Here is a 21,641-nt window from a genome sequence, read left to right as displayed (position 1 = left end):
GAGAGGGTGTTGCCGGGATGCCGGCAGTCCACTTTACCGCAGCCCGTGACACGCCGACGGGGCGAGGACCTTTCGGTCCCCGCCCCGCCGGTGTTCAGGTGATGCAGGTGAGCGATGCTCGGATCACTCGGTGTAGCCGACCAGGGTCCAGTCCGTGTTCTTGAACGTGGCGGTGCCGTAGTTCGCGAGGCCCTCGTCGGTCGCGACGACCTCCGGGTAGGGGTAGATCGGAACGCTCGGCAGGAAGTCGGCGATCACTTCGTTGATCTCCTTGGCGATGCCCAGACGCGCGTCCTCGTCGAGCTCGGCGTTCGCCTGCTCCCAGAGGCCGGCGAGACGGTCGTCCGTGACGCCCGAGTAGTTCTGCGGGGAGTCGGCGGGGGTGTAGATCGTCTCAGCGGACGAGATCGGGAACAGGGTGCCCTGCCAACCGAACGTCACCGCCTGGAAGTCACCGGCGTCGATGTTGGTGAAGTAGTTCTCGCTCGGGACCTCGTTGAGCGTGACCTCGACACCGATGCGAGCCAGGGAGTCCTGGACACCGAGCGCGCGGTTGATGTTCGACTGCGTGCCTGCGGGGACGGTGATCGCGAAGGTGAGGGTCTCGCCGTCCTTCGTCCAGCCGTCGTCGCCCTTGGTCCAGCCGGCCTCCTCGAGCAGGCTCTCCGCCGCGTCGGTGTCGCTGCCGATGACCTCACCGAAGACGTCGCTGTAGCCGGCCTGACCGGGCATGAAGATCCAGTCGCCGAGCGTGGTAGCCGGGGCGCCCAGCGGCTCGTTGGCGACGCGGGCGATCAGCTCGCGGTCGATCGCCATGCCGACGGCCTTGCGGACGTTGACGTCGTCGAACGGCGCGGCGGTCGCGTTGAAGGTCAGGTGCGACCAGGTGACGCCACCCGAGCGACCGACGACGGCGCCTTCCTTGCCGCTGGCGGTCTCGAGGGCGTCGGGAGTCTGGATCTCGATCGAGTCGATCTCGTCGTTGGCGTACGCCTGCGGGAGCGTCTCCTGCGCGATCACCTTGAAGGTGATGCTGTCGAGCTTCGGAGCGTTGGCGCCCCACCAGTTCGGGTTCGGAACCAGCTTGAAGATCTTCGCGCTGTTGTCGATCTCGTCGACGACGTAGGGACCCGCGGAGGGAACGGCCTCGGAGGCGAAGCCGCTGTTGAAGGCCTCCTTGTCGTTCGCGATGTCAGCGGGGAGGACCGGGGTGCTGAACAGGCTCGGCCAGTCGGCGTACGCACCCGTGAAGGAGACCGTGTACTCGAAGTCGCTCACGACGTCGACGGAGTCGATCGCGTCGAAGACCGACGACGGGACGACCTCGTAGCCCTCCTCCGCGCCGCCGGCAGCCGCGTAGGTCGCGGCGTAGTCCTCGGCCGTGATCGGGCTGCCGTCGGGCCAGACGGCGCTCTCGTTCAGCTTGACGGTGACGACCTGCGGTTCCTCGCTCGTGAGTTCGATCGAGGTCGCGTAGTCGGGGTTCGCCGTCCAGCTGCCGTCCTCGGCGATGACCCACATCGAGGAGAGCGTCGGCTCGAGGAGCTTCTGCACGTCGACGTTGGCCGCCAGGGCGTGATTCGGGTTCCAGCTGCCCTCATCGGTCGGGCTGCTGGTGACGGACAGGTTGAGGTTGCCGCCGTCGGTGAGGTCGCCGTAGGACACCTCCTCGTAACCGACCAGGGGGAGCGATTCGGGCGACGCCGAGGAGGACGGCGACGGCGACGACGTGGTCCCGCCAGCACAGGCGGTGAGCATGAGAGCTCCCGCGCTGAGCACAGCAAGACCCGCAAGTGCTGTCTTACGGATCATGTGCATCTACTTTCTTCTTGGGTCCGCCGGAAAGGACGGAGTTCAGGGGTCAGGTGACGACGAGGACGTTCTTGTCGACGTGGTGGCAGGAGACCTCGACGCGGCCGTGCCGCGCCAGCTCGGGGTACTCCCCCAGGCAGAGCCGCTGGTCCTCTTCGGGGAGGAGTCGGAACAGCGGGCACCGGGTGCGGAAGCGGCATCCCTGGATCTCGACGGCCGGGCTCGGCAGGTCGCCGTCCAGCAGCACGCGCTCCCGGGTGCGCTCGATGTGCGGGTCCGGGATGGGAGCCGCCGACATGAGCGCCTGGGTGTACGGATGCCGGGGGTTGCTGAAGACCTCGGCGATCGGGCCGGACTCGACGATCCGACCCAGGTACATGACCGACACGTCGTCGGCCAGCTGACGGACCACCGCCAGGTCGTGTGCGACGAAGACCATCGACAGCCCCAGGCGGTCGCGCAGGTCCTGCAGCAGGTTGATGACACCTGCCTGGATCGACACGTCGAGGGCCGAGACGGGCTCATCGAGGACGAGCACCTTCGGGTTCGTCGCGAGTGCTCGCGCGATGCCGATCCGCTGCCGCTGACCGCCCGAGAACTCGTGCGGATAGCGGTCGGCCATGGCGGGGTCGAGTCCCACGAGTTCGAGGAGCTCCACGACCCGTTCGTCGCGCTGAGCCTTGGGGACGTCGTGCACGAGGAGCGGCTCCGCGATGACCTCGCCGATCGGAAGGCGCGGGTCCACGGCGGCGGCGGGATCCTGGAAGACGATCTGGATGTCGCGTCGCAGGTCGCGTCGACCCTTGCGGGTCAGCGACGCGACGTCCTTCCCGTCGAAGGTGATCCGACCGCCCTGCGGGGCGGTGAGCTCCATCATCTCGAGGATGGTGGTCGTCTTGCCGCATCCGGACTCCCCGACCAGGGCGAGTACGCGACCCTCCCGCAGGTCGAAGGAGACGCCGTCGACGGCCTTGACGTCGCCCACCCGGCGACGGAACACGCCGCCGCGGTAGAGCGGGAAGTGCCGCTTCAGGTCGCGTACCTCGACGATGGGCGCCTCTGTGGTCTCCGCCACGACCTCGGCCGGCAAGGGCTCGGGACGGGGGAAGATCTCGGAGCGCCGCAGCGTCCCCTCCGCCAGCTCATCGGAGCGGTGGCAGGCGGCCAACTGACCGACCGCACGCCCGGCGGGGACGAGTTCGGGCTCGACCTCATGGCACACCGCGATCGCGGCGGGGCAACGCGCCGCGAAGGGACAGCCCTTCGGAAGCGATGCGAGGGACGGCGGACGCCCCTCGAGCGGAACGAGTCGCTCGGTCCCCGCGGTGCGGATGTTCGGCACGGACCGGAGCAGACCGACCGTGTACGGCATGACCGGCTCGCGGAAGATGGTTTCGACGCTGCCGTACTCGACCATCTTGCCGGCGTACATCACGCCGACGTTGTCGGCATGACCGGCCACGACACCGAGGTCGTGGGTGATGAGCGACACGGCTGCGCCCGTGATGCGCTTCGCCTCCTCGAGGACTTCCAGGATCTGCGCCTGGATCGTGACGTCGAGGGCGGTCGTCGGCTCGTCCGCGATGATCAGGCGCGGGTTGTTGGCGATCGCGATGGCGATCATCGCCCGCTGACGCATGCCGCCGGAGAACTCGTGCGGGAACGCCTTGGCTCGACGTGGGGCATCGGGGATGCCGACGACCTTCAGCAGTTCGACGGCGCGCGCCGCGGCCGCCTGCTTGCTGAGGGCGGAGTCGTGCAGGCGCAGCGCCTCGGCGATCTGGTCGCCCACGGTGTAGACGGGGGTCAGCGCGGACAGCGGATCCTGGAAGATGATCGCCAGTTCACGGCCGCGGATGCCGGAGAGTCGCCGGTCGTCGAGGGTGAGGAGGTTCTGTCCCTGGAACAGGATCTCGCCCTCGACCTGCGCCGTGTCGGGCAGGAGACCCATGACGGCCAGGGAGGACACCGACTTTCCGGACCCGGACTCCCCCACGATGCCGAGGAACTCGCCCTCGTGGATCGTGTAGCTCACATCGCGCACGGCGCGCACGGGCGACCCGTCGCGCTGGGGGAAGGTCACCGACAGATTCCGGACCTCGAGGATCGGGCGTCGCTTGTCGCGAGCGGAGTCCTCGACCGAACGCAGCAATTCGTCAACCACGGTTGGCTCCAGACGTGGGATCGATGGCGTCGCGCAGAGCGTCGCCGACGAGACTCAGGCTCAACAGCAGAACGACGAGCGTGCCGGCGGGGAAGACGAACAGCCAGGGGCGGGTCGCGGCCGCCGTGTTGCCGGCGGCGATCAGCGTGCCGAGGGACACCTCGGGCGCCTGCACACCGAACCCGAAGAAGCTGAGACTCGTCTCGGCAAGGATCATCGCGCCCACACCCAGCGTCGCGTCGATGATGAGCAGCGAGGCGACGTTCGGGACGACGTGGCGGGTGACGACGGACCACGTGCCGAAGCCCATGTACCGCGCGGCCTTCACGAACTCACGCTCGCGCAGCGACCGTGTCTGCGAACGGATCACCTGCGCCATGATCATCCAGCCGAACAGGGCGAGGAAGAAGGTCATGACGATCCAGCCGGACTCCCGGAAGAAGGGGAACAGCAGCACCAGGATGAAGAAGGCGGGCAGCACGAGCAGCAGGTCGATGAACCAGGCGATGACCTTGTCGCTCCAGCCGCCGACGTAGCCGGCGATGGCGCCGACGAAACCGGCGATGAGCGTCGCGAGCGGACCGGCGACGAATCCGACGATCAGCGAGATGCGCAGACCGGCCATCGTCTGAGCGAACAGGTCGTAGCCGAGGGTGTCGGTGCCGAACGGGTGCGCCGGGCTCGGCCCCTGGTTGAGGGAGAAGTAGTCGCGCGTCGTGTGCGAGATCGGCCAGACGAGCGGCCCGATCACCGCCCACAGGATGATCGCCACGAGCACCGTGGAGCCGATCCAGAACTGCTTCGACGAGCGCAGCCGCTGCCAGATCAGGCGTGAACGGGTGAGCGGCTTGCGAGGCTTCTGGTCGGCGGAGACCGAGAGCTCGGCGACCTCGGCCGATTGTTCGAGAGGGATGACCATGATTACCTCCGCACGCGCGGGTCGAGGGCGGCGTACAAGATTTCGGAGAGCGTCGACGAGCAGAGGATGAGGACGGCGACGAACATCGTCGAGCCGGCCACCGCGTTGACGTCGTCCTGCTGCACCGCCTGGATCGTCAGCTCGCCCATCCCGTGCCAGCCGAACATGATCTCGAGCATCGTCGCCCCCGCGACGAGGGTGCCGAAGCTGTAGGCGAAGAACGTCGACATCGGGATGAGGGCGACGCGCACACCGTGCCGGACCAGAGCCGACCCGCGCGTGCGGCCCTTCGACCGCGCGGTCCGGATGTAGTCGGCACCGAGCACGTCGAGCATCGCGCTGCGCTGGTACCGGCTGTACGATGCGGCGGCGCCGAGGATGAGGACCAGGGTGGGCAGCAGGAGGTGTGAGAGCCGATCCCCCAGCTGCGGCCAGAACTCGTTCGGGATGCCCGGCGAGTACTGACCCGTGAACCGGATGATCTGCGATCCCGCCGCCTGGTTGAAATAGGTGGCGAGGATCATGAGCAGGATGGCCATGACGACCGTCGGCGTCGCGAAGAGCAGGTAGGACGCTGCAGTGACGATGCGGTCGCTCGTCCGGTACTGGCGCACGGCGCCCCACACGCCGAGGACCACGCCGAGGATCGCTCCGATGATCGAGCCCACCAGGAGCAGCTGCAGACTGACTCCCGCACGCGTGAAGATCTGCTCGACGACCGGCTGATTACCGGTGGTCAGACCGAGGGATCCCTGCGTGAAGAGGTTGCCGAGCCAGCGGAAGAGCCGGAGCAGCAGCGGGTCCTCGGGATTGACCCCCCAACGGTCCAGGATCCCGTCGATGGTCGACTGCGGCACCGGAGGGTTCCGCTGAAGGAACCGGCGTTCGGGGACCAGTCCGATGCTCGCGAGCACGTAGGCCATCGAGGTCGCTACGAGGGTGAGGATCGCGTAATTCAGGATTCTCCTGATCAGATACAGCGTCACGCGTCTCGGGTGTCCTCTCCGGCCGTTCCGGCGTCGAGGACGCCTTGCCAATCGGGGCTTCGCTGCCCCGTCCGCACAACGCTAACAAACATGCCCATCGATCCGACCAAACGGTGAACAGTTCGTTTCACGATCTTTACTTCACGGATGCACAAGTGTCACAGAGGCGATCGTGAGGACCACGAGCACGGCGCCGACCAGCAGCGCGGGAACGTCCCAGCGCGATGTCGCCACCCGCTCGGACGGCGTGGCCGCCTCCCGCAGCGCCTCCATGATGAGGGCCGCATCCGTGGCCGCCTCCGGCGTCCGGGTCATCCTCCGACGTGCAGGGAAGGGCCCGCCCCAGCAGTCGATGCGGCGCCCTCCGACGAGCACGACACGCAGCTGCGCGGACTGGACGACCTCCTCGACCGAGGACCAGGGCAGCTCGTGGATGCGCAGCGCGTTGACGATCACCGCACCGTCACGATCCGCCCGGACCTGCGACCGCCAGAAGAGCAGCCACGCACCCCACCCGATGAGGAGCATCGGCGCCGTCCACTTCGCCAGGAACACCCAGCTGCCCCGGACCGCCGCGTCGCCGATGAAGAAGGCGAGCATCGCCACGACGACCCAGAAGGAGACCATCGTCGAGGACGCGCGGAACACTCGAGGGCGGAGGAAGCGGGCATCCTGCCCGCCCCCTCCGCCACCCGAAGGCGTCGTCATGCACGCCCTCCGAGCGGGATGTCCGCACCGGGGATGGCGTCGAGAAGACGCTGGGTGTACTCCTGCGTCGGCGACGCGAAGATCTCGTCCACCGTGCCCTGCTCCACGACGCGCCCCTGCTCCATGACGCAGACCAGGTCGGCCGCGACACGGACGACGGCGAGGTCGTGAGTGATGAAGAGGTAGGTCAGGTCGAGCTCGGACTGCAGTTCGGCGAGCAGGCGCAGGATCTGGTCCTGCACGAGCACGTCGAGCGCGGAGACCGCCTCGTCGAGGACGACGATCGAGGGCTTGAGCGCGAGCGCCCGCGCGATCGCGATGCGCTGCCGCTGGCCACCCGACAGCTCGTTCGGGTATCGCCAGGCGACCTCCCGCGGGAGCGACACCTGCTCGAGCAGCTCGAACACCCGATCACGCCGGGACTTCTCGTCGCCCACACCGTGCACGCGCAGCGGCTCCGCGATCAGCGCGCCGATGCTGCGCAGTGGATCGAGCGACCCGTAGGGGTCCTGGAAGACCGGCTGCATGCGGCTCCGCAGTGCGAAGATCTCCTTGCGGCTCATGCCCGACGTGTCGGCGCCGTCGACGATCACGGCACCGCTCGTGGGCTGCTCGAGCTGGAGGACCATCTTCGCCACGGTCGACTTGCCCGACCCGGACTCACCCACGAGCGCGAGCGTCTTGCCCCGGGGGATCTGGAACGACACACCGTCCACCGCACGGAAGGGCTCGCTGCGGAACCCGCCGGAACGGATCTTGTACTCCTTGACGAGGTCGCGCACCTCCACGACCGGCTGGGTGTCGGCGACCGCGTCGAGGTGCTCCACGCCGCGCCGCTCGGCGACGGCCTGGATGCGCTGCGAAGCGAGGCTCGGAGCCGCGGCGACCAGTCGCTGGGTATAGGGGTGCTGCGGATTCTCGAGGATGACCCGGCTCGGACCCGCCTCGACGATCTCGCCCTGATTCATCACGACGATCCGGTCCGCGCGCTCTGCGGCGAGACCGAGGTCGTGCGTGATGAAGAGGACGGAAGTCCCCTTCTCGCGCGTCAGCGAGGCGAGGTGGTCGAGGATGACCCGCTGCACCGTCACGTCGAGCGCGCTGGTGGGCTCGTCAGCGATGAGGAGCTTCGGGTCGGCGGCGAGACCGATGCCGATGAGGGCGCGCTGCCGCATCCCGCCAGAGAACTGGTGCGGGAACTGGTGCATACGTCGCTCGGCATCGGCGAGACCGGCCTGCTTCAGCACCTCGATCGCGCGCTGTCGCACCTGCTTGCGGCTGGACGCCAGACCGTTCGCCCGAACGGCCTCCTCGACCTGGAAGCCGATCGACCAGACGGGGTTGAGATTCGACATCGGGTCCTGCGGAACGTAGCCGATGTCGCGACCGCGGATCGACTCCATGTCGCGGCGGCTCGCCGTCGTCAGGTCGACCCCGTCGAGCATGATCGACCCGGCGGTGACCTTCCCGGTGCCCGGCAGCAGGTCGATGACAGCCGCGGCGGTCGTCGACTTGCCCGAACCGGACTCGCCGACGATCGCGACGGTCTCCCCCGGGAAGACGTCGAGGTCGACGCCGTGGAGGACCTCTCGCTCCTTCTTCCCGGTGGAGAAGGCGACCTTCAAGTCGCGGATCTGCAGAAGGGGTTGCGACACGGCGCTCTCCTTGTTGCTGCCGCGCAGCGAGGCGCGGCTCGACGGGATCCCAGTGGTGTCGGTCATCGCTGGGCCCTCGACTTCGGGTCGACGGCGTCGCGCAGAAGCTCACCGAGGGTGATGAACGCGAGCACCGAGATCGTCAGGGCGAGCGACGGCCACAGGAGGGCGAACGGTGCGGTGCGGATCGAGGACTGCGCCTGGCTGATGTCCGCACCCCACGACACGCCACCGAGGCCGACGCCCAGGAAGGACAGGGTCGCCTCCGCGACGATCGCGGTGCCGAGACCGAGGGTCGTGACGACGATCACGGGAGCCATCGCATTGGGGATGACGTGGCTGAGCAGTGTGCGGAAGCGCGACAGACCGATGGAGATCGACGCCGTCACGTAATCCGACTGCTTCACCCGCAGCACCTCGGCCCGGGCGATACGGGCCGTGCTCGCCCACGAGAAACCACCGATCGCGAGGGCGAGGACGAACACGTTCTTGTACTCCGCCAGGACCGACATCACGACGACGGCAGCGACGATGTAGGGGATCGTGAAGAAGACGTCGCCGACGCGCGACAGCAGCGAATCGAGGAAACCGCCGTAGAAGCCGGCCAGCGTCCCCATGATCAGGCCGATGACCGTTGAGATCACGGTGGCCAGGACACCCACCGACATCGACACGCCGGTGCCATGGACGACACGCGACCAGATGTCGCAGCCGAGGTAGGTGAAGCCGAGCGGATGCCCCGCCTCCGGCCCGCCGTTGCTCTTCGCGAGGTCGCACGCACCGCCCGACGGGGCAACCGAGGTGAAGAGGTTCGGCGCGACCGCCATGACGATGATCAGCAGCGAGAAGACGATCGAGATCCAGAACGTCGGACGACGACGCAGGTCGCGCCAGGCATCCAGCCAGAGGTTGCTTTTCTTCTCGGACAGGCGCAGCTGGTCGACCACCACCGTCTCGGTGCGGGTCGGCGCCACATAGTGCGTGGAGTTACTTGACATAGCGGATCCTCGGGTCGAGCAGGCCGTAGAGAAGGTCGACGGCCAGGTTCACCAGCACGTAGATGACGACGAAGATCGTGACGAAGGAGACGACCGTCGGGGTCTCGTGGCGGATGATCGCGTTGAAGAGGGTGTTGCCGACGCCGGGGACGTTGAAGATGCCCTCCGTCACGGTGGCGCCGACCATGAGGACACCGAACTGGGTCGCCGTGTCGGTCACCATGGGGATCATCGAGTTGCGGAGCACATGGACGGGGATGACCCGGCGACGCGGCAGGCCCTTCGAGTAGGCGGTGCGGACCCAATCCTGCCCGAGCGACTCGATCATGGACGCTCGCGTGAGACGCATGCTCGACGCGTAGATGCTGAGACCGAGGACGATCGCGGGCAGCCACAGGTCGCCCCAGTCGTTCTGACCGCCGACGGTCGGCTTGAACCAGCCGAGCTGCACGCCCAGGAAGTACTGCGCGAGGAAGCAGAGGACGAAGATCGGGATGGCGATGAAGATCAGCGCCGTCACGAGGGCGCCGTTGTCGAAGATCGAGCCCTTCCACACCGCAGACAGCGCACCGATGACCAGGGCGAGCACGAAGGCGATCGCGACGGACATGATGGCCAGGCGCATGGTGACCGGGATGGTCCGCGCGAGGACGTCGTTGACGCTCTGACCGGAGAAGGTGTTGCCGAAGTCGAGGCGGAGGACGCCCCCGAGGTAGTTCGCGTACTGGACGATGAACGGCTCGTTCAACTTGTACTGGTCACGGATCGCGTCGATGACCGCCTGCGGCGGCTGCTTGTCGCCGAACAGCGCGGCGATCGGGTCGCCCGGGAGTCCGAAGACCATGTAGTAGATCAACAGGGTCGCGCCGATGAAGACCGGAATGACCTGAAGGATCCGTCGGAGGATGTAATAGGCCACCCTCGGCCCCCTTTCAGGGAAAAGACGTATCAGTGCTGACGCACGAAGAAGGGCCCCGCTCTGCGGCGCCCCTGTTCATCCATCCTCTGCCCGTCCCCTGTGAGAACGGTGAGACAGGCGGGTCACGCCACGAGGCGGTGACGGGTGACCGTCACCGCCTCGTGCGAGGTGATGCTGTGTACGGGTTACTTGGTGATCTCGTAGTAGAGCGGCACCGAGTTCCAGCCGAACTCGACGTTCTGCACGCCGTCGGCCCAGCCACCGTTCACGTTGGAGTACCAGAGCGGAAGGGCCGGGAGGTCCTCGAACAGGACCGACTGCGCCTCGAGGAGGGTCGCGTTGCGCGCGGCCTCATCCGTCTCGCTGATGCCCTCGGCCAGCAGGTCGTCGAACGCCTCGTCCGAGTACTTGCCGTCGTTCGATCCGGCGCCGGTCGCGTAGAGCGGGCCGAGGAAGTTGTACAGACCGGGGTAGTCGGCCTGCCAACCGGCGCGGAACGCACCGACCTTCTCGTTGTCACGGGCGTCGAGGTAGCTCGCGAAGTCCGGGAAGGGCTGGCCCACCGCGGTGATGCCGAGCGCACCCGAGATCGAGTTCGCGACCGCGTCGACCCAGGTCTGGTGACCACCGTCGGCGTTGTAGGCGATCGTGAAGTCCTCGCCGCTGTAGGGCTGGATGGCGTTGGCCTGGTCCCACAGCTCCTTGGCGAGCTCGGGGTCGTACTCCAGGACCTCGTTGCCGGGGACCGAGTCGCTCCAGCCGTCGATGACGGGCGACGTGAAGTCCTTCGCCGGGGTACGCGTGCCCTTGAAGATGACCTCGGTGATCTGGTCGCGGTTGATCGCGTGCGAGATCGCGGCGCGACGCAGCTTGCCCTCTTCGTCGGTCTGGAAGCCGTCGAGCCACTCCGGGATCGTCAGCGACTGGAAGATCGCCGCGGGCTGGTTGACCGCACGGCCTTCCAGGTCGGACTCGTAGGTCTCGAGCGCGCTGTCCGGGATGGCGTCGAGCACGTCGAGGTTGCCGGCCTGCAGGTCCTGGTACGCGGCATCCTGCGTCGCGTAGAAGACGATGTCCAGGCCACCGTTCTTCGCAGCACGGGGGCCGTCGTAGTCCTCGTTGGGAACCAGGTCGATGCGGACGTCGTGCTGCCACGCGCCCTCCTCGGCCAGCTTGTACGGGCCGTTGCCGATCGGGTTCTCGCCGAAGGCCTCCATGTCGTCGAAGGCGGCTTCGGGGAGCGGGTAGAAGGCCGAGTAGCCGAGACGCTGCGCGAAGTCGGAGGCCGGCTTGTTCAGCGTGATGGTGAACGTCAGGTCGTCGACCTTCTTGAGGCCGGTCAGCTCGGAGTCCTCTTCGTAGCTGAACCCCTCGATGTCTTCGAAGAAGTAGGAGGCGTTCTGCGCGTTCGATGCGAGGGCACCGTAGTTCCACGCGTTGATGAAGCTGTCGGCCGTGACCGCCTCTCCGTTGGTGAACGTCAGGCCGTCCCGGATCTTGACCGTGAGCTGCGTGGGCGAGTCCGTGGTGATCTCTTCGGCGGCGTCATTGACGACCGAGCCATCGGCCTCGTAGGAGATGAGGCCGGCGAAGATCGAGTCGACGATCTTGCCGCCACCGGTCTCGTTGGTGTTCGTGGGGATGAGCGGGTTCTGGGGCTCGGAGCCGTTGGTCGTGATGACCGCGTCGGTCGAACCGCCGGTGCCCTCGGTCTCGGTGCCCGTGCCGCCGCCGGAGCTGGCGCAGCCGGCGAGAACCAGGCTGGTGGCGCCGAGCAGGGCGAGCCCTGCGACGCCGATCTTGTTGCGCTTCAAAGTGTCCTCCATGAGACCTAATGAAAGCCCGGGTCGAGGCTTCGCGACCCAGGCGTGATGACAAGCACACTAAGCACGTTGAGCGCAATGCGACAAATCCCTCACAAGACCGTTACACAGCCTTTACTTGGCAAGCCGACGATGAAGCAGTCTGATCGGTGACGCCGTCGGCATCCCACTCATACGATGCCGTGGCATCCTGACCGGATGGCCACCCCGACCGCTCTCACCGTCGATCCCGCCCCGCGTCGCCGAGCGCGCCTGTGGTGGGAGATCGGGATCGTCCTCGCCCTGTCGCTGGGGCGGTCGGCGGTCTACTCCGTGCTGTCGCTGATCGAGGCGCTGACGCGCGCGCCGCTCGCCGATCAGCAGACGTCGCTGAACCCGGGCGCCGCACCGTCGGAGGTGTGGGACGTCATCGGCCAGTTCTTGAATGCGGTGTTCGGGTTCGCGCCGGTCGCCCTCGCGATCTATCTGCTCTGGGAGCCCGCCCGGTCGGGCTTCGCCAAGATCGGGCTCACCTTTGAGCGGTTCGGCCGGAATGTGGGCGGAGGCGCGCTGCTCGTCCTCGTCATCGGTGTGCCGGGTCTCCTCCTCTACGCCGTCGGACGCGAGTTGGGCATCACCGTCCAAGTGGATGCCTCGCCGCTCGACTCGTCGTGGTGGACGGTGCCGCTTCTGCTGCTGGCCGCGCTGCGCGCCGGCCTGCTCGAGGAGGTCATCATGGTCGGCTACCTCTTCGACCGGCTGCGGCAGCTCGGATGGAACACGTGGACGATCATCCTGTCGACCGCGGCCCTGCGCGGTTGCTACCACGCGTACCAGGGCTTCGGCCCGCTCGTGGGCAACATGGCGATGGGCGTCGTGTTCGGCTGGGTCTACTCGCGCTGGGGTCGTGTCATGCCCCTCGTGGTGGCGCACGTCCTGATCGACATCATCGCGTTCGTGGGCTACCCGCTCGCAGCGCTCTGGTGGCCCGGCGTGTTCGCCCCTCCTGCAGGCTGACGCGCGCGGGCGCGCGGCTCCGTCTCGCGAGACTGCACGTCCGCGCCGAGGGAGCGGCTGCGCGATGAGGTCTCGTAACCGCGGTGCAGTCTCGCGGGGCGGATCGGGGATGGGCACGGGTTCCTCCCCCGCGCTGGCGGGGGTGACGGCGTCCACATCAGAGTCGCGCGATGCGCTCGGGGCGGCGCTGGGCGGGGACCCTCGGAGCCATGCCCGCGATCGCTGACTCCTCGCCCGGCCTGCGCCGTGCCCCCGTCGCCTGCCCCGTGCCGCTTCTGCGGGCGCGGGACGTGCCGCACGCCGCACGTGCGGCGGCACGCGGCGAGCTCGTGTCCGTGGTGCGCGGGGTCTATTCGCCTTCCGCGTCGTGGCGGCAGCTCCCTGCGTGGGATCGCTACCTGGCCCGCGTCCACGCCACGATCCTCACTCACCCCGGACTCGTCCTCAGTCACGAGTCTGCTGCGGCCGTCTGGGGGATGCCGGTCCTCGACGACCCCGGTGTCGTCCATGCCCTGGGCGACCCGACCCGCACCTCGCGCCTGCACGCCGGCCTGCGCATACACACCACGACGGGCACGCGGGACGTCGTCGACCTCGGCGGGTTCGCCGCCGTCGCACCCTCGGACTGTGCCGTCGATCTCGCGCGAGCGAGGCACGTGGTGGTGGGGCTCATCGCAGCCGACGCCGCGCTCCGCCTGGATTCCGCAGCATCCGTGGAGTCGCTCGTCGCACGGAACGAGCAGAGACCGAGTTCGCGCGGACGCCGCATCGCCCGGTGGCCTCTGCATCGTGCCAGGGCGGAGGCGGAGTCCACGCTCGAGTCCGCGAGCCGAGCGATCATCGAGCTGCTCGGCTACGAGGAACCCGAACTCCAGACCGAGTGGAGCGGGCCGGTCGCGACCGACCGCACCGACTTCTGGTGGCCGGGATCGGGGATCGCGGGAGAGGCTGACGGCGACCTCAAGTACGACGGGCGGTACGGCGACCCCGCGTCCTTGCTGCGCGGCCGCCGGGAACGGGATCACCGACTCCGGTCGCGAGGCATCGGCTCTGTCGTGCACTGGGGCTGGTCCGACCTGGTCGACCCCGACGCTCTGGACGGGATCCTCCGCGGCGCGGGCGTGCCTCGGGTCGCACTCCCCGACCCCTACCGCCTCGCGACCGCCCGGATCGCGCTCGCTCCGCGCCGTCCCGCCGCGAGACTGCACTCCCGCGCCGAGACCGGGGTCTGAACCCGCGGTCTCGTCCGCCGCGTGCAGTCTCGCGGAAAGGCTCGGCGGGCCGGCGCGTGCCCAGCGGCCGTCGCGCTCCGCCGCGCCGCGAGACTGCACGCGCGCGCCGAGACCGGGGTTTCACCCCGCGGTCTCGGCGGCCACGTGCAGTCTCGCGAAGCGGGCCACAGCCCCCGTCAGGCGAAGGCCTCGATCGGCGGGCAGGCGCACACCAGGTTGCGGTCGCCGTAGGCGTTGTCGATGCGGCGCACGGGCGGCCAGTACTTCGTGCGGACGATGCCGGGCACGGGGTACACCGCGATCTCACGGGGGTAGGGGTGGGCCCACTCGCTCGTGATGACGGATGCCGCCGAGTGCGGCGCGTTCACGAGCGGGTTGTCGTTCGCGGGCCACTCCCCTGCCGCGACCGCGTCGGCCTCGGCGCGGATCGCGATCATCGCCTCGACGAACCGGTCCAGCTCCGCGAGGTCCTCGGACTCCGTGGGCTCGACCATGAGCGTGCCCGCGACCGGGAACGACATCGTCGGCGCGTGGAAGCCGTAGTCGATGAGCCGCTTCGCGACGTCGTCGACCGTGATGCCGGTGGCCTCCTTGAGTGGGCGGAGGTCGAGGATGCACTCGTGCGCGACGAGTCCACCCTCCCCCGCGTACAGCACCGGGTAGTGACCTTCGAGCCGCCGGGCGACGTAGTTCGCCGCCAGCACCGCCGCCGCCGTCGCCTGACGCAGGCCCTCGGCCCCCATCATCCGCACGTACGCCCACGAGATCGGCAGGATCGACGCCGAGCCGTAGGGCGCCGCCGAGACCGGACCGCCGTCGAAGACGTGACCGCCGGCGTGCTCGGCGCGCTGCGCCATCGGGTGCGACGGCAGGAACGGCGCGAGATGCGCCTTCGCCGCCACCGGACCGACACCGGGGCCACCGCCGCCGTGCGGGATGGCGAACGTCTTGTGCAGGTTGAGGTGCGACACGTCGCCGCCGAGATCGCCGAAGCGGGCGAAGCCGAGCAGGGCGTTCAGGTTCGCCCCGTCGACGTAGACCTGGCCGCCGGCCTCGCGCACGGCGCCGGTGATGTCCATGACGTCGTGCTCGTAGACGCCGTGCGTCGACGGGTAGGTGATCATGAGCGCCGCGAGGTTCTCGGCGTGCGCCGCGACCTTGGCCCGGAGGTCGTCGAGATCGACGTTGCCCGCCTCGTCGCACGCCACGACGACCACCCGCATGCCGGCGAGGACCGCGGATGCCGCATTCGTCCCGTGCGCCGACGACGGGATGAGGCAGACGTCGCGGTGCACGTCGCCGCGCGAGTGGTGGTACCCGCGGATCGCGAGGAGGCCCGCCAGTTCACCCTGCGACCCCGCGTTCGGCTGCAGCGAAACCGCGTCGTACCCGGTGACCTCGGCGAGCCACGCCTCGAGCTGGTCGATCATCACGAGGTAGCCGGCGACGTCGTCCGCCGGGGCGAACGGGTGGACCCGGGCGAACTCCGGCCACGACACCGCCGCCATCTCGGTCGCCGCGTTGAGCTTCATCGTGCAGGACCCGAGCGGGATCATCCCGCGATCGAGCGCGTAGTCACGGTCCGCGAGCTGCTTGAGGTAGCGCATCATGGCCGTCTCGGAGCGGTGCGTGTTGAAGACCGGGTGCGTCAGGTACTCGTCCGTGCGGTGGACGGCCTCGGGCAGGTGCGCGTGTCGATCGCGCAGCGGTACGAACACCTTCGACGAATCGACGCCGAAGACGGATGCCACGGCCTGGAGGTCGGCCACGGTCGTCGTCTCGTCGACCGACAGACCGACGGAGTCCGCGTCGCGGAACCACAGCTGGTACCCACGGCGGCGGGCATCGGCGATCACGTCCTCGGCGCGGCCGGGCGTGCGCACGACCAGCGTGTCGAAGAACGCCTCGTGCATGACGTCGGCACCGGCCTCGACGAGCCAGTCGTGCAGGAGGGACGCCTTGGCGGTCGTCTCCTCGGCGATCCGCTTCAGCCCGTCGGGACCGTGGTAGACCGCGTACATCGACGCCATGACGGCGAGGAGCACCTGCGCCGTGCAGATGTTGGAGGTCGCCTTCTCGCGACGGATGTGCTGCTCGCGCGTCTGCAGCGACAGGCGGTAGGCCGGCGCGCCGGACGCGTCCATCGAGACGCCCACCAGGCGCCCCGGGAGCTGGCGCTCGAGGCCGGCCCGCACCGCCATGTACCCGGCGTGCGGACCGCCGAAGCCCATCGGCACGCCGAAACGCTGCGTGGTCCCGACGGCGACATCGGCGCCCATCGAGCCCGGCGAGCGGAGCAGGGTGAGGGCGAGCAGGTCCGCCGCGACGACGACGAGTCCCTTCTGCGCCTGGACGGCGGCGATCACCGCGGTCGGGTCCCAGACGCGCCCGGTCGCGCCGGGGTACTGGACGAACGCGCCGAACGCCTCCGGGACATCGTCGTCGTAGGAGGTCTCGCGGATCTCGACCCCGACGGCCGCGGCCCGGTGATGCAGGAGCGCCTTCGTCTGCGGGAGTGCGTCCGCGTCGACGAGGAACACGTTCGACGCCGACTTCGAGGCGCGGCGGGCCACCAGCATCCCCTCGACGACCGCGGTCGATTCGTCGAGCATCGACGCGTTCGCCGTCGCCAGTCCGGTCAGGTCGGTCACCATCGTCTGGAAGTTGATGAGCGCCTCGAGCCGGCCCTGCGAGATCTCGGGCTGATACGGCGTGTAGGCCGTGTACCAGGAAGGGTTCTCCAGCACGTTCCGCTGGATGACCGACGGCGTGAGGGTGTCGTAGTAGCCCAGGCCGATCATCGCGCGCGCCGAGCGGTTCTGGGCCGCGAGGTCGCGGAGCTCAGCCAGTGCCTCCGCCTCGGTCGCCGCGGGCGGAATGATGCTCGCGCGCTCGGCGACGTGGATCGCGTCCGGGACGGCGGTGTTGACGAGCGCCTCGACGGACTCCCGCCCGAGGACCCGCAGCATCTCGGCCTGCGCGGCCGAGTCGGTCCCGATGTGACGGTCGCGGAAAGCCGAACTCACGCGTCGCCGCCCGTCAGCGCGACGTAGGCGTCGCGGTCGAGGAGGTCGCCGGCGGGCGAGCCGTCGGTCTTGATCCTCACGAGCCACGCATCGAAGGCGCCGGCGTTGACCGACGAGGGGTCGTCCACGACGGCGTCGTTCACCTCGACGACCTCACCGGTCAGCGGGGCATAGAGCTCGCCGACCGACTTGGTCGATTCGATCTCACCGCAGGTCTCCCCCGCGGTGACGGTCGTGCCGACGGCGGGCAACTCGACGAAGACGACGTCGCCGAGCTTCTCGGCGGCGTAGTCGGTGATGCCGACGGTCGCGACGTCGCCGTCGAAGGCGATCCACTCGTGCTCGGCGGTGTAGGACAGGGCGGTCAGATCGGTCATTTCTGTCTCCGGTAGAAGGGCAGGGCGGTGACGGTCGCGGGGATGCGGGTCCCCCGGACGTCGATGGTCAGGGCAGTGCCCTCAGCGGATGCCGAGGGGTGGACGAGTGCCATCGCGACGGGATGGCCGAGGGTCGGGCTGAGCGCTCCCGAGGTGATCTCGCCGACGGTGTCGTCGCCGGCGAGCACCGCGTAGCCGGCGCGCCCCGCGCGACGGCCGTCCGCGACGAGTCCGACCAGGACGGGAGCGTCGGCAACGTCACGCGCCGCGAGGCCGCCCTTGCCGACGAAGTCCGCCTTGTCGAGGGCCACGACGCGGCCGAGCCCCGCCTGCGACGGCACGATGTCGCGCGAGAGCTCGTGGCCGTAGAGCGGCATCCCGGCTTCCAGACGCAGCGTGTCGCGCGCGGCGAGTCCGGCGGGGACGAGTCCGCGGTCGGCACCCGCATCGGTGACGGCCTCCCAGAGGCCCGCGGCGACCTCGGTCGGGATCATCAGCTCGAAGCCGTCCTCACCGGTGTAACCGGTGCGGGCGACGAAGAGGCTGTGCCCCTGGAACGATCCGGCCGCCCAGGAGTAGTAGGTCATGTCGGCGAGGGCGGGCTCGACGTCCTCGATGCCGGCAGTGGACTCGAGGATGCCGCGCGCCGCCGGACCCTGCACGGCGATGAGCGACATCCGGTCGGTGATGTCCTCGATCCGCGCGTCACGTGCGTCCAGCGCCCCGAGGGCAACCGCGACCTCATCGCGGTTGCCGGCGTTGGAGATGACGAGGAACTCCTCGTCGGTGATCCGGTAGACGATCACGTCGTCGACGATGCCGCCGTCGGCGGCGAGGACGAGCGAGTACTTCGCCTTGCCGACCTTCATCGACGAGATGCGGCCGGCGAGGGCACGGTCGAGGAACCCCCCGGCATCCGTCCCCTCGATGCGGAACTCGGCCATGTGCGAGATGTCGAAGATCCCGGCCGCCCGGCGAACCGCGTGGTGCTCGGCCAGATCGGAGGTGTAGCGGACCGGCATCAGCCAGCCGCCGAAGTCGGTGAAGGATGCCCCGAGCCGCTCGTGCAGCTCGTGCAGCGGCGATCGCCGCGCGTCGGTCGTGGTGTCGGTCATGCCGTCTCCGCTCAACATTCCACGACGCTGACCGCAAGGCCGCCGAGCGCCGTCTCCTTGTACTTGCTGCTCATGTCGCGCCCCGTCTCGCGCATGGTGGCGATGACCTCGTCGAGCGAGACGCGGTGGGTGCCGTCTCCCCACAGCGCCATCTTGGCGGCGTTGATCGCCTTCGCCGCGGCGATCGCGTTACGTTCGATGCACGGGATCTGCACGAGCCCGCCGATCGGATCGCACGTGAGACCGAGGTTGTGCTCCATCGCGATCTCGGCCGCATTCTCGACCTGCCGCGGGGTTCCGCCGAGGACCTGAGCGAGTCCGGCGGCGGCCATCGAGGAGGCCGAGCCCACCTCGCCCTGGCACCCGACCTCGGCACCCGAGATCGACGCGCGCGCCTTGTAGAGGACGCCGATGGCCGCGGCGGTCAGCAGGAACGGCACCACGACCTCGTCACGGGGGCGCGTCGGCGCCGCGTAGTGGATCGCGTAGTGGAGCACAGCAGGGATGATGCCGGCTGCGCCGTTCGTGGGTGCCGTCACGATCCGCCCACCCGACGCGTTCTCCTCGTTGACGGCGAGGGCGACGAAGTTCACCCACTCCTGCCAGAGCGCCGGGTCGTTTCCCGCCGGGTCGTCGCGCAGCAGACGCTCGTGCCACGCCGGCGCGCGGCGTGCGACCCGCAGACTGCCCGGCAGCATCCCCTCGCGCGCGGCGCCGGACGCGACGCTGGCCGCCATCACGTCGGCGAGGTGGAGGATGCCGGCGGCGATGTCGTCGTCGGCGCGCGAGACCCGCTCGTTGCGCTGCTGCACCTCCGCGATCGACAGGCCCTCGCGCTCGCAATGCGCGAGGAGCTCGGCGGCCGTCTCGAAGGGGAAGGGCACCGGGTCCGAGGCGGTCTCAGCGCGGCCCTCGCCGTCGCGGACGATGAAGCCGCCGCCGATCGAGTAGTAGACGGCATCGTCCAGCAGGACGTCGTCAGCATCCCACGCCTGCAGCCGGAGCCCGTTGGTGTGCGCGGGCAGGACGGTCAGGGGGTGGAGGACGATGTCGTCCTCGCACAGCGGCACGTCACCGTCACCACCCAGCCGCACGCGGCGCTCCGACGAGATCGCGACGGTCCGCTCCTCGACCTCGGCAGGGAGGACCTCCTCCGGCTGACACCCCTCGAGTCCGAGGAGGACGGCCGTCAGTGTGCCGTGGCCGCGTCCGGTCGCCGCCAGCGATCCGTAGAGGTCGACCCGTACGCGCGCGGCGCGTCGCGTGTCGATGCGGGAGACGAAGTCGGCGGCGGCGCGCATCGGCCCCACCGTGTGGGAACTCGATGGACCGATACCCACGGTGAAGAGGTCGAACACGCCGATGCTCATGGACATCGCGTCGATCGAGCGGAGGGAGAGAGGAAGGGGGTCAACGGAACTCCTGACGGCGCAGCGGGATGCGGGTGAGTTCCTCCCCCTCTGTCATCGGCCTGAGAGATTTCGCGGGCCATGCCCGCTTGCCCCGTCGGCGGGCACCACACGGGTGCCGCTTTTCAGAGTGACCATGTCGGCTCGGTACGGGGGCCTGAGAGATTCCGGGGAGGGATTGCTCCTTCGGCAGCCGCGAGGGCTTCTCCCGAGCAGACGCGATGGTCCGGTGTGCGGTTGTGAGCGCGAGCCTATCACCGGGGCCCGTCGCGCCGATACGACCCGGTCAGTCGGTGGCGCACGCCCCTGACGAGACGGTCTCGTCGTCGGGCGAGGCCTCCAGCGCCGGACGCAGCTCGTCGGTCGTCATCGCGTAGCCGCGGGACGCGTCGTCCTGGCCGCGGGCGAACACCACGCCGGTCACCTCGCCGTCCTCCGTGAGGAGCGGACCGCCGGAGTTGCCCGGACGCACGTCCGCCTCCAGCGCGTAGATCTCGCGGGGCTGCGAGGCGTCCTCGTAGATGTCGGAGACGACCGCGCTGCCGACCGACAGCACGTAGGCGGCACTGCTCGTGAAGGGTCCGCCCAGCGGATAGCCCTGCACCGCGACCGGGGTGCCGGCCGCGACCGGGTCCACGATCGTCAGCGGCGCGGCATCCAGCCCGTCGACGCTGATGACGGCGAGGTCGTCGATCGGGTCGAAGTAGACGATCCGCCCCTCCTCGGCATCCCTTCCGGGCAGCTCCACCAGTGGGGCGTCCACGCCGGCGACGACGTGGGCGTTCGTGACGACGAGGTCCTCGGCCACGACGAAGCCCGAACCCGTGAGCGACGCCCCGCACGCGTACGCGTTGCCGCTGATGCGGGCGACGGATGCCGCGGCCCGCTCCAGCTGCGGATCGTCGAGCGAGACCGGGGGTGCTGTGGGCTCCACCTCGGGGGCCAGCAGCTCGCCGACGCGCGGGATCCCCTCCGAGACGATGAAGCCGCGGAACTCGGCGAGCGCGGAGTCGACCCCCGGCGGCGTGAGCGCATCGATCGCGCCGAGGACGCGTGAGGACGCGACCGCGGGGGCGACCACCGGCATCCCGGATCCGACGATCGCGCCGCTCGTGAGCAGGAGGACCACGGCCGCGGCGGCGGTGTTCACCACTCCCCCGAGGATGCGGTCGAGCGGTGCGAGGCGGGCCCTGTCGACACCCCGGCGCAGTCGCCTGCCCACCGCTGTCCCCAGCGCGGCGAGCAGGATGACGATGGCGAGCGCGATGATCGCGAGCACGAGGCTGCGGTACTCCCACCCGGTGAAGGCGGGCGCGATGACGGGGGTGAGCCAGACGGCCAGGACCGCTCCCAGGACGATACCGATGAGGGTGCCGGCGGTGGCCACGAGCCCGCGCAGAAGGCCGCCGAACAGCGCGGCGATGAGCACGAGCACGACGATGATGTCGACGACGAGCACGACGGGCCTCCCTTGACGAGTCCGCCCGGGAGAGCCGGCGGTT

16 protein-coding genes and 2 riboswitches are annotated in these 21,641 nt (G+C 69.2%); of the genes, 2 read left to right on the top strand and 14 right to left on the bottom strand.

The window, feature by feature from the left end; genetic code table 11:
* Positions 1–123: 123 nt before the first annotated feature.
* The 9 genes from M3190_RS07360 to M3190_RS07320 form a co-directional block, all read right to left on the bottom strand.
* Entirely contained in the window at positions 124–1,812 is a 1,689-nt protein-coding gene (locus M3190_RS07360) for an ABC transporter family substrate-binding protein (protein ID WP_251580264.1), read from the bottom strand.
* Positions 1,813–1,861: 49 nt separating this feature from the next.
* Complete coding sequence (locus M3190_RS07355) at positions 1,862–3,976, bottom strand: dipeptide ABC transporter ATP-binding protein (protein ID WP_251580262.1); 2,115 nt, start codon at positions 3,974–3,976, stop codon at positions 1,862–1,864.
* A complete protein-coding gene (locus tag M3190_RS07350; protein ID WP_251580261.1) occupies positions 3,969–4,895 on the bottom strand; it encodes an ABC transporter permease in 927 nt (308 codons plus the stop codon). The genes M3190_RS07355 and M3190_RS07350 overlap by 8 nt, the downstream gene beginning before the upstream one ends.
* A gap of 2 nt (positions 4,896–4,897) precedes the next feature.
* The gene (locus M3190_RS07345) at positions 4,898–5,881 is read right to left on the bottom strand and encodes an ABC transporter permease (protein ID WP_251580259.1); all 984 of its coding nucleotides are present in this window, start codon (positions 5,879–5,881) and stop codon (positions 4,898–4,900) included.
* A 141-nt stretch (positions 5,882–6,022) separates the two neighbouring features.
* Positions 6,023–6,589, bottom strand: coding sequence for a hypothetical protein (locus M3190_RS07340; RefSeq protein WP_251580257.1), 567 nt, complete (start codon positions 6,587–6,589; stop codon positions 6,023–6,025).
* The gene (locus M3190_RS07335; protein ID WP_251580255.1) at positions 6,586–8,310 is read right to left on the bottom strand and encodes an ABC transporter ATP-binding protein; all 1,725 of its coding nucleotides are present in this window, start codon (positions 8,308–8,310) and stop codon (positions 6,586–6,588) included. Before M3190_RS07335 ends, M3190_RS07340 begins: the two co-directional genes overlap by 4 nt.
* The gene (locus M3190_RS07330; protein ID WP_251580253.1) at positions 8,307–9,242 is read right to left on the bottom strand and encodes an ABC transporter permease; all 936 of its coding nucleotides are present in this window, start codon (positions 9,240–9,242) and stop codon (positions 8,307–8,309) included. The genes M3190_RS07335 and M3190_RS07330 overlap by 4 nt, the downstream gene beginning before the upstream one ends.
* Positions 9,232–10,161: an ABC transporter permease gene (locus M3190_RS07325; protein WP_251580251.1), complete on the bottom strand. Its 930-nt coding sequence runs from the start codon at positions 10,159–10,161 to the stop codon at positions 9,232–9,234. Before M3190_RS07325 ends, M3190_RS07330 begins: the two co-directional genes overlap by 11 nt.
* A 185-nt stretch (positions 10,162–10,346) precedes the next feature.
* Positions 10,347–11,987: a peptide ABC transporter substrate-binding protein gene (locus M3190_RS07320; RefSeq protein WP_251580249.1), complete on the bottom strand. Its 1,641-nt coding sequence runs from the start codon at positions 11,985–11,987 to the stop codon at positions 10,347–10,349.
* A gap of 195 nt (positions 11,988–12,182) precedes the next feature.
* Here M3190_RS07320 and M3190_RS07315 point away from each other — a divergent pair, with 195 nt between their 5' ends.
* Positions 12,183–12,980 (top strand): CPBP family intramembrane glutamic endopeptidase, encoded by a 798-nt coding sequence (locus M3190_RS07315; protein ID WP_251580247.1) that lies wholly within the window; start codon positions 12,183–12,185, stop codon positions 12,978–12,980.
* Between the two features lie 209 nt (positions 12,981–13,189).
* The gene (locus M3190_RS07310; RefSeq protein WP_251580245.1) at positions 13,190–14,212 is read left to right on the top strand and encodes a hypothetical protein; all 1,023 of its coding nucleotides are present in this window, start codon (positions 13,190–13,192) and stop codon (positions 14,210–14,212) included.
* A gap of 176 nt (positions 14,213–14,388) precedes the next feature.
* Here M3190_RS07310 and gcvP read toward each other — a convergent pair whose 3' ends face one another.
* The 5 genes from gcvP to M3190_RS07285 form a co-directional block, all read right to left on the bottom strand.
* Positions 14,389–17,181, bottom strand: a complete 2,793-nt coding sequence (gene gcvP, locus M3190_RS07305; RefSeq protein WP_251580429.1) for an aminomethyl-transferring glycine dehydrogenase — start codon at positions 17,179–17,181, stop codon at positions 14,389–14,391.
* 53 nt (positions 17,182–17,234) lie between these two features.
* Positions 17,235–17,615 (bottom strand): glycine cleavage system protein GcvH, encoded by a 381-nt coding sequence (gene gcvH / locus M3190_RS07300; protein ID WP_251580243.1) that lies wholly within the window; start codon positions 17,613–17,615, stop codon positions 17,235–17,237.
* Positions 17,612–18,730, bottom strand: a complete 1,119-nt coding sequence (gcvT, locus tag M3190_RS07295) for a glycine cleavage system aminomethyltransferase GcvT (protein WP_251580241.1) — start codon at positions 18,728–18,730, stop codon at positions 17,612–17,614. Before gcvT ends, gcvH begins: the two co-directional genes overlap by 4 nt.
* Positions 18,731–18,741: 11 nt before the next feature.
* Positions 18,742–20,100, bottom strand: a complete 1,359-nt coding sequence (locus tag M3190_RS07290; protein WP_251580239.1) for an L-serine ammonia-lyase — start codon at positions 20,098–20,100, stop codon at positions 18,742–18,744.
* Between the two features lie 80 nt (positions 20,101–20,180).
* A riboswitch (glycine riboswitch) is annotated at positions 20,181–20,273 on the bottom strand.
* A 1-nt stretch (position 20,274) separates the two neighbouring features.
* A riboswitch (glycine riboswitch) is annotated at positions 20,275–20,360 on the bottom strand.
* A gap of 65 nt (positions 20,361–20,425) precedes the next feature.
* On the bottom strand, positions 20,426–21,598 hold the full coding sequence (locus M3190_RS07285) for a MarP family serine protease (RefSeq protein WP_251580231.1): 1,173 nt from the start codon (positions 21,596–21,598) through the stop codon (positions 20,426–20,428).
* Between the last annotated feature and the right edge of the window lie 43 nt (positions 21,599–21,641).

It is taken from the genome of Microbacterium oleivorans (genome assembly GCF_023715745.1).
Taxonomy (GTDB): domain Bacteria; phylum Actinomycetota; class Actinomycetes; order Actinomycetales; family Microbacteriaceae; genus Microbacterium; species Microbacterium oleivorans_D.
This window is presented reverse-complemented; position numbering and strand designations above follow the sequence as displayed.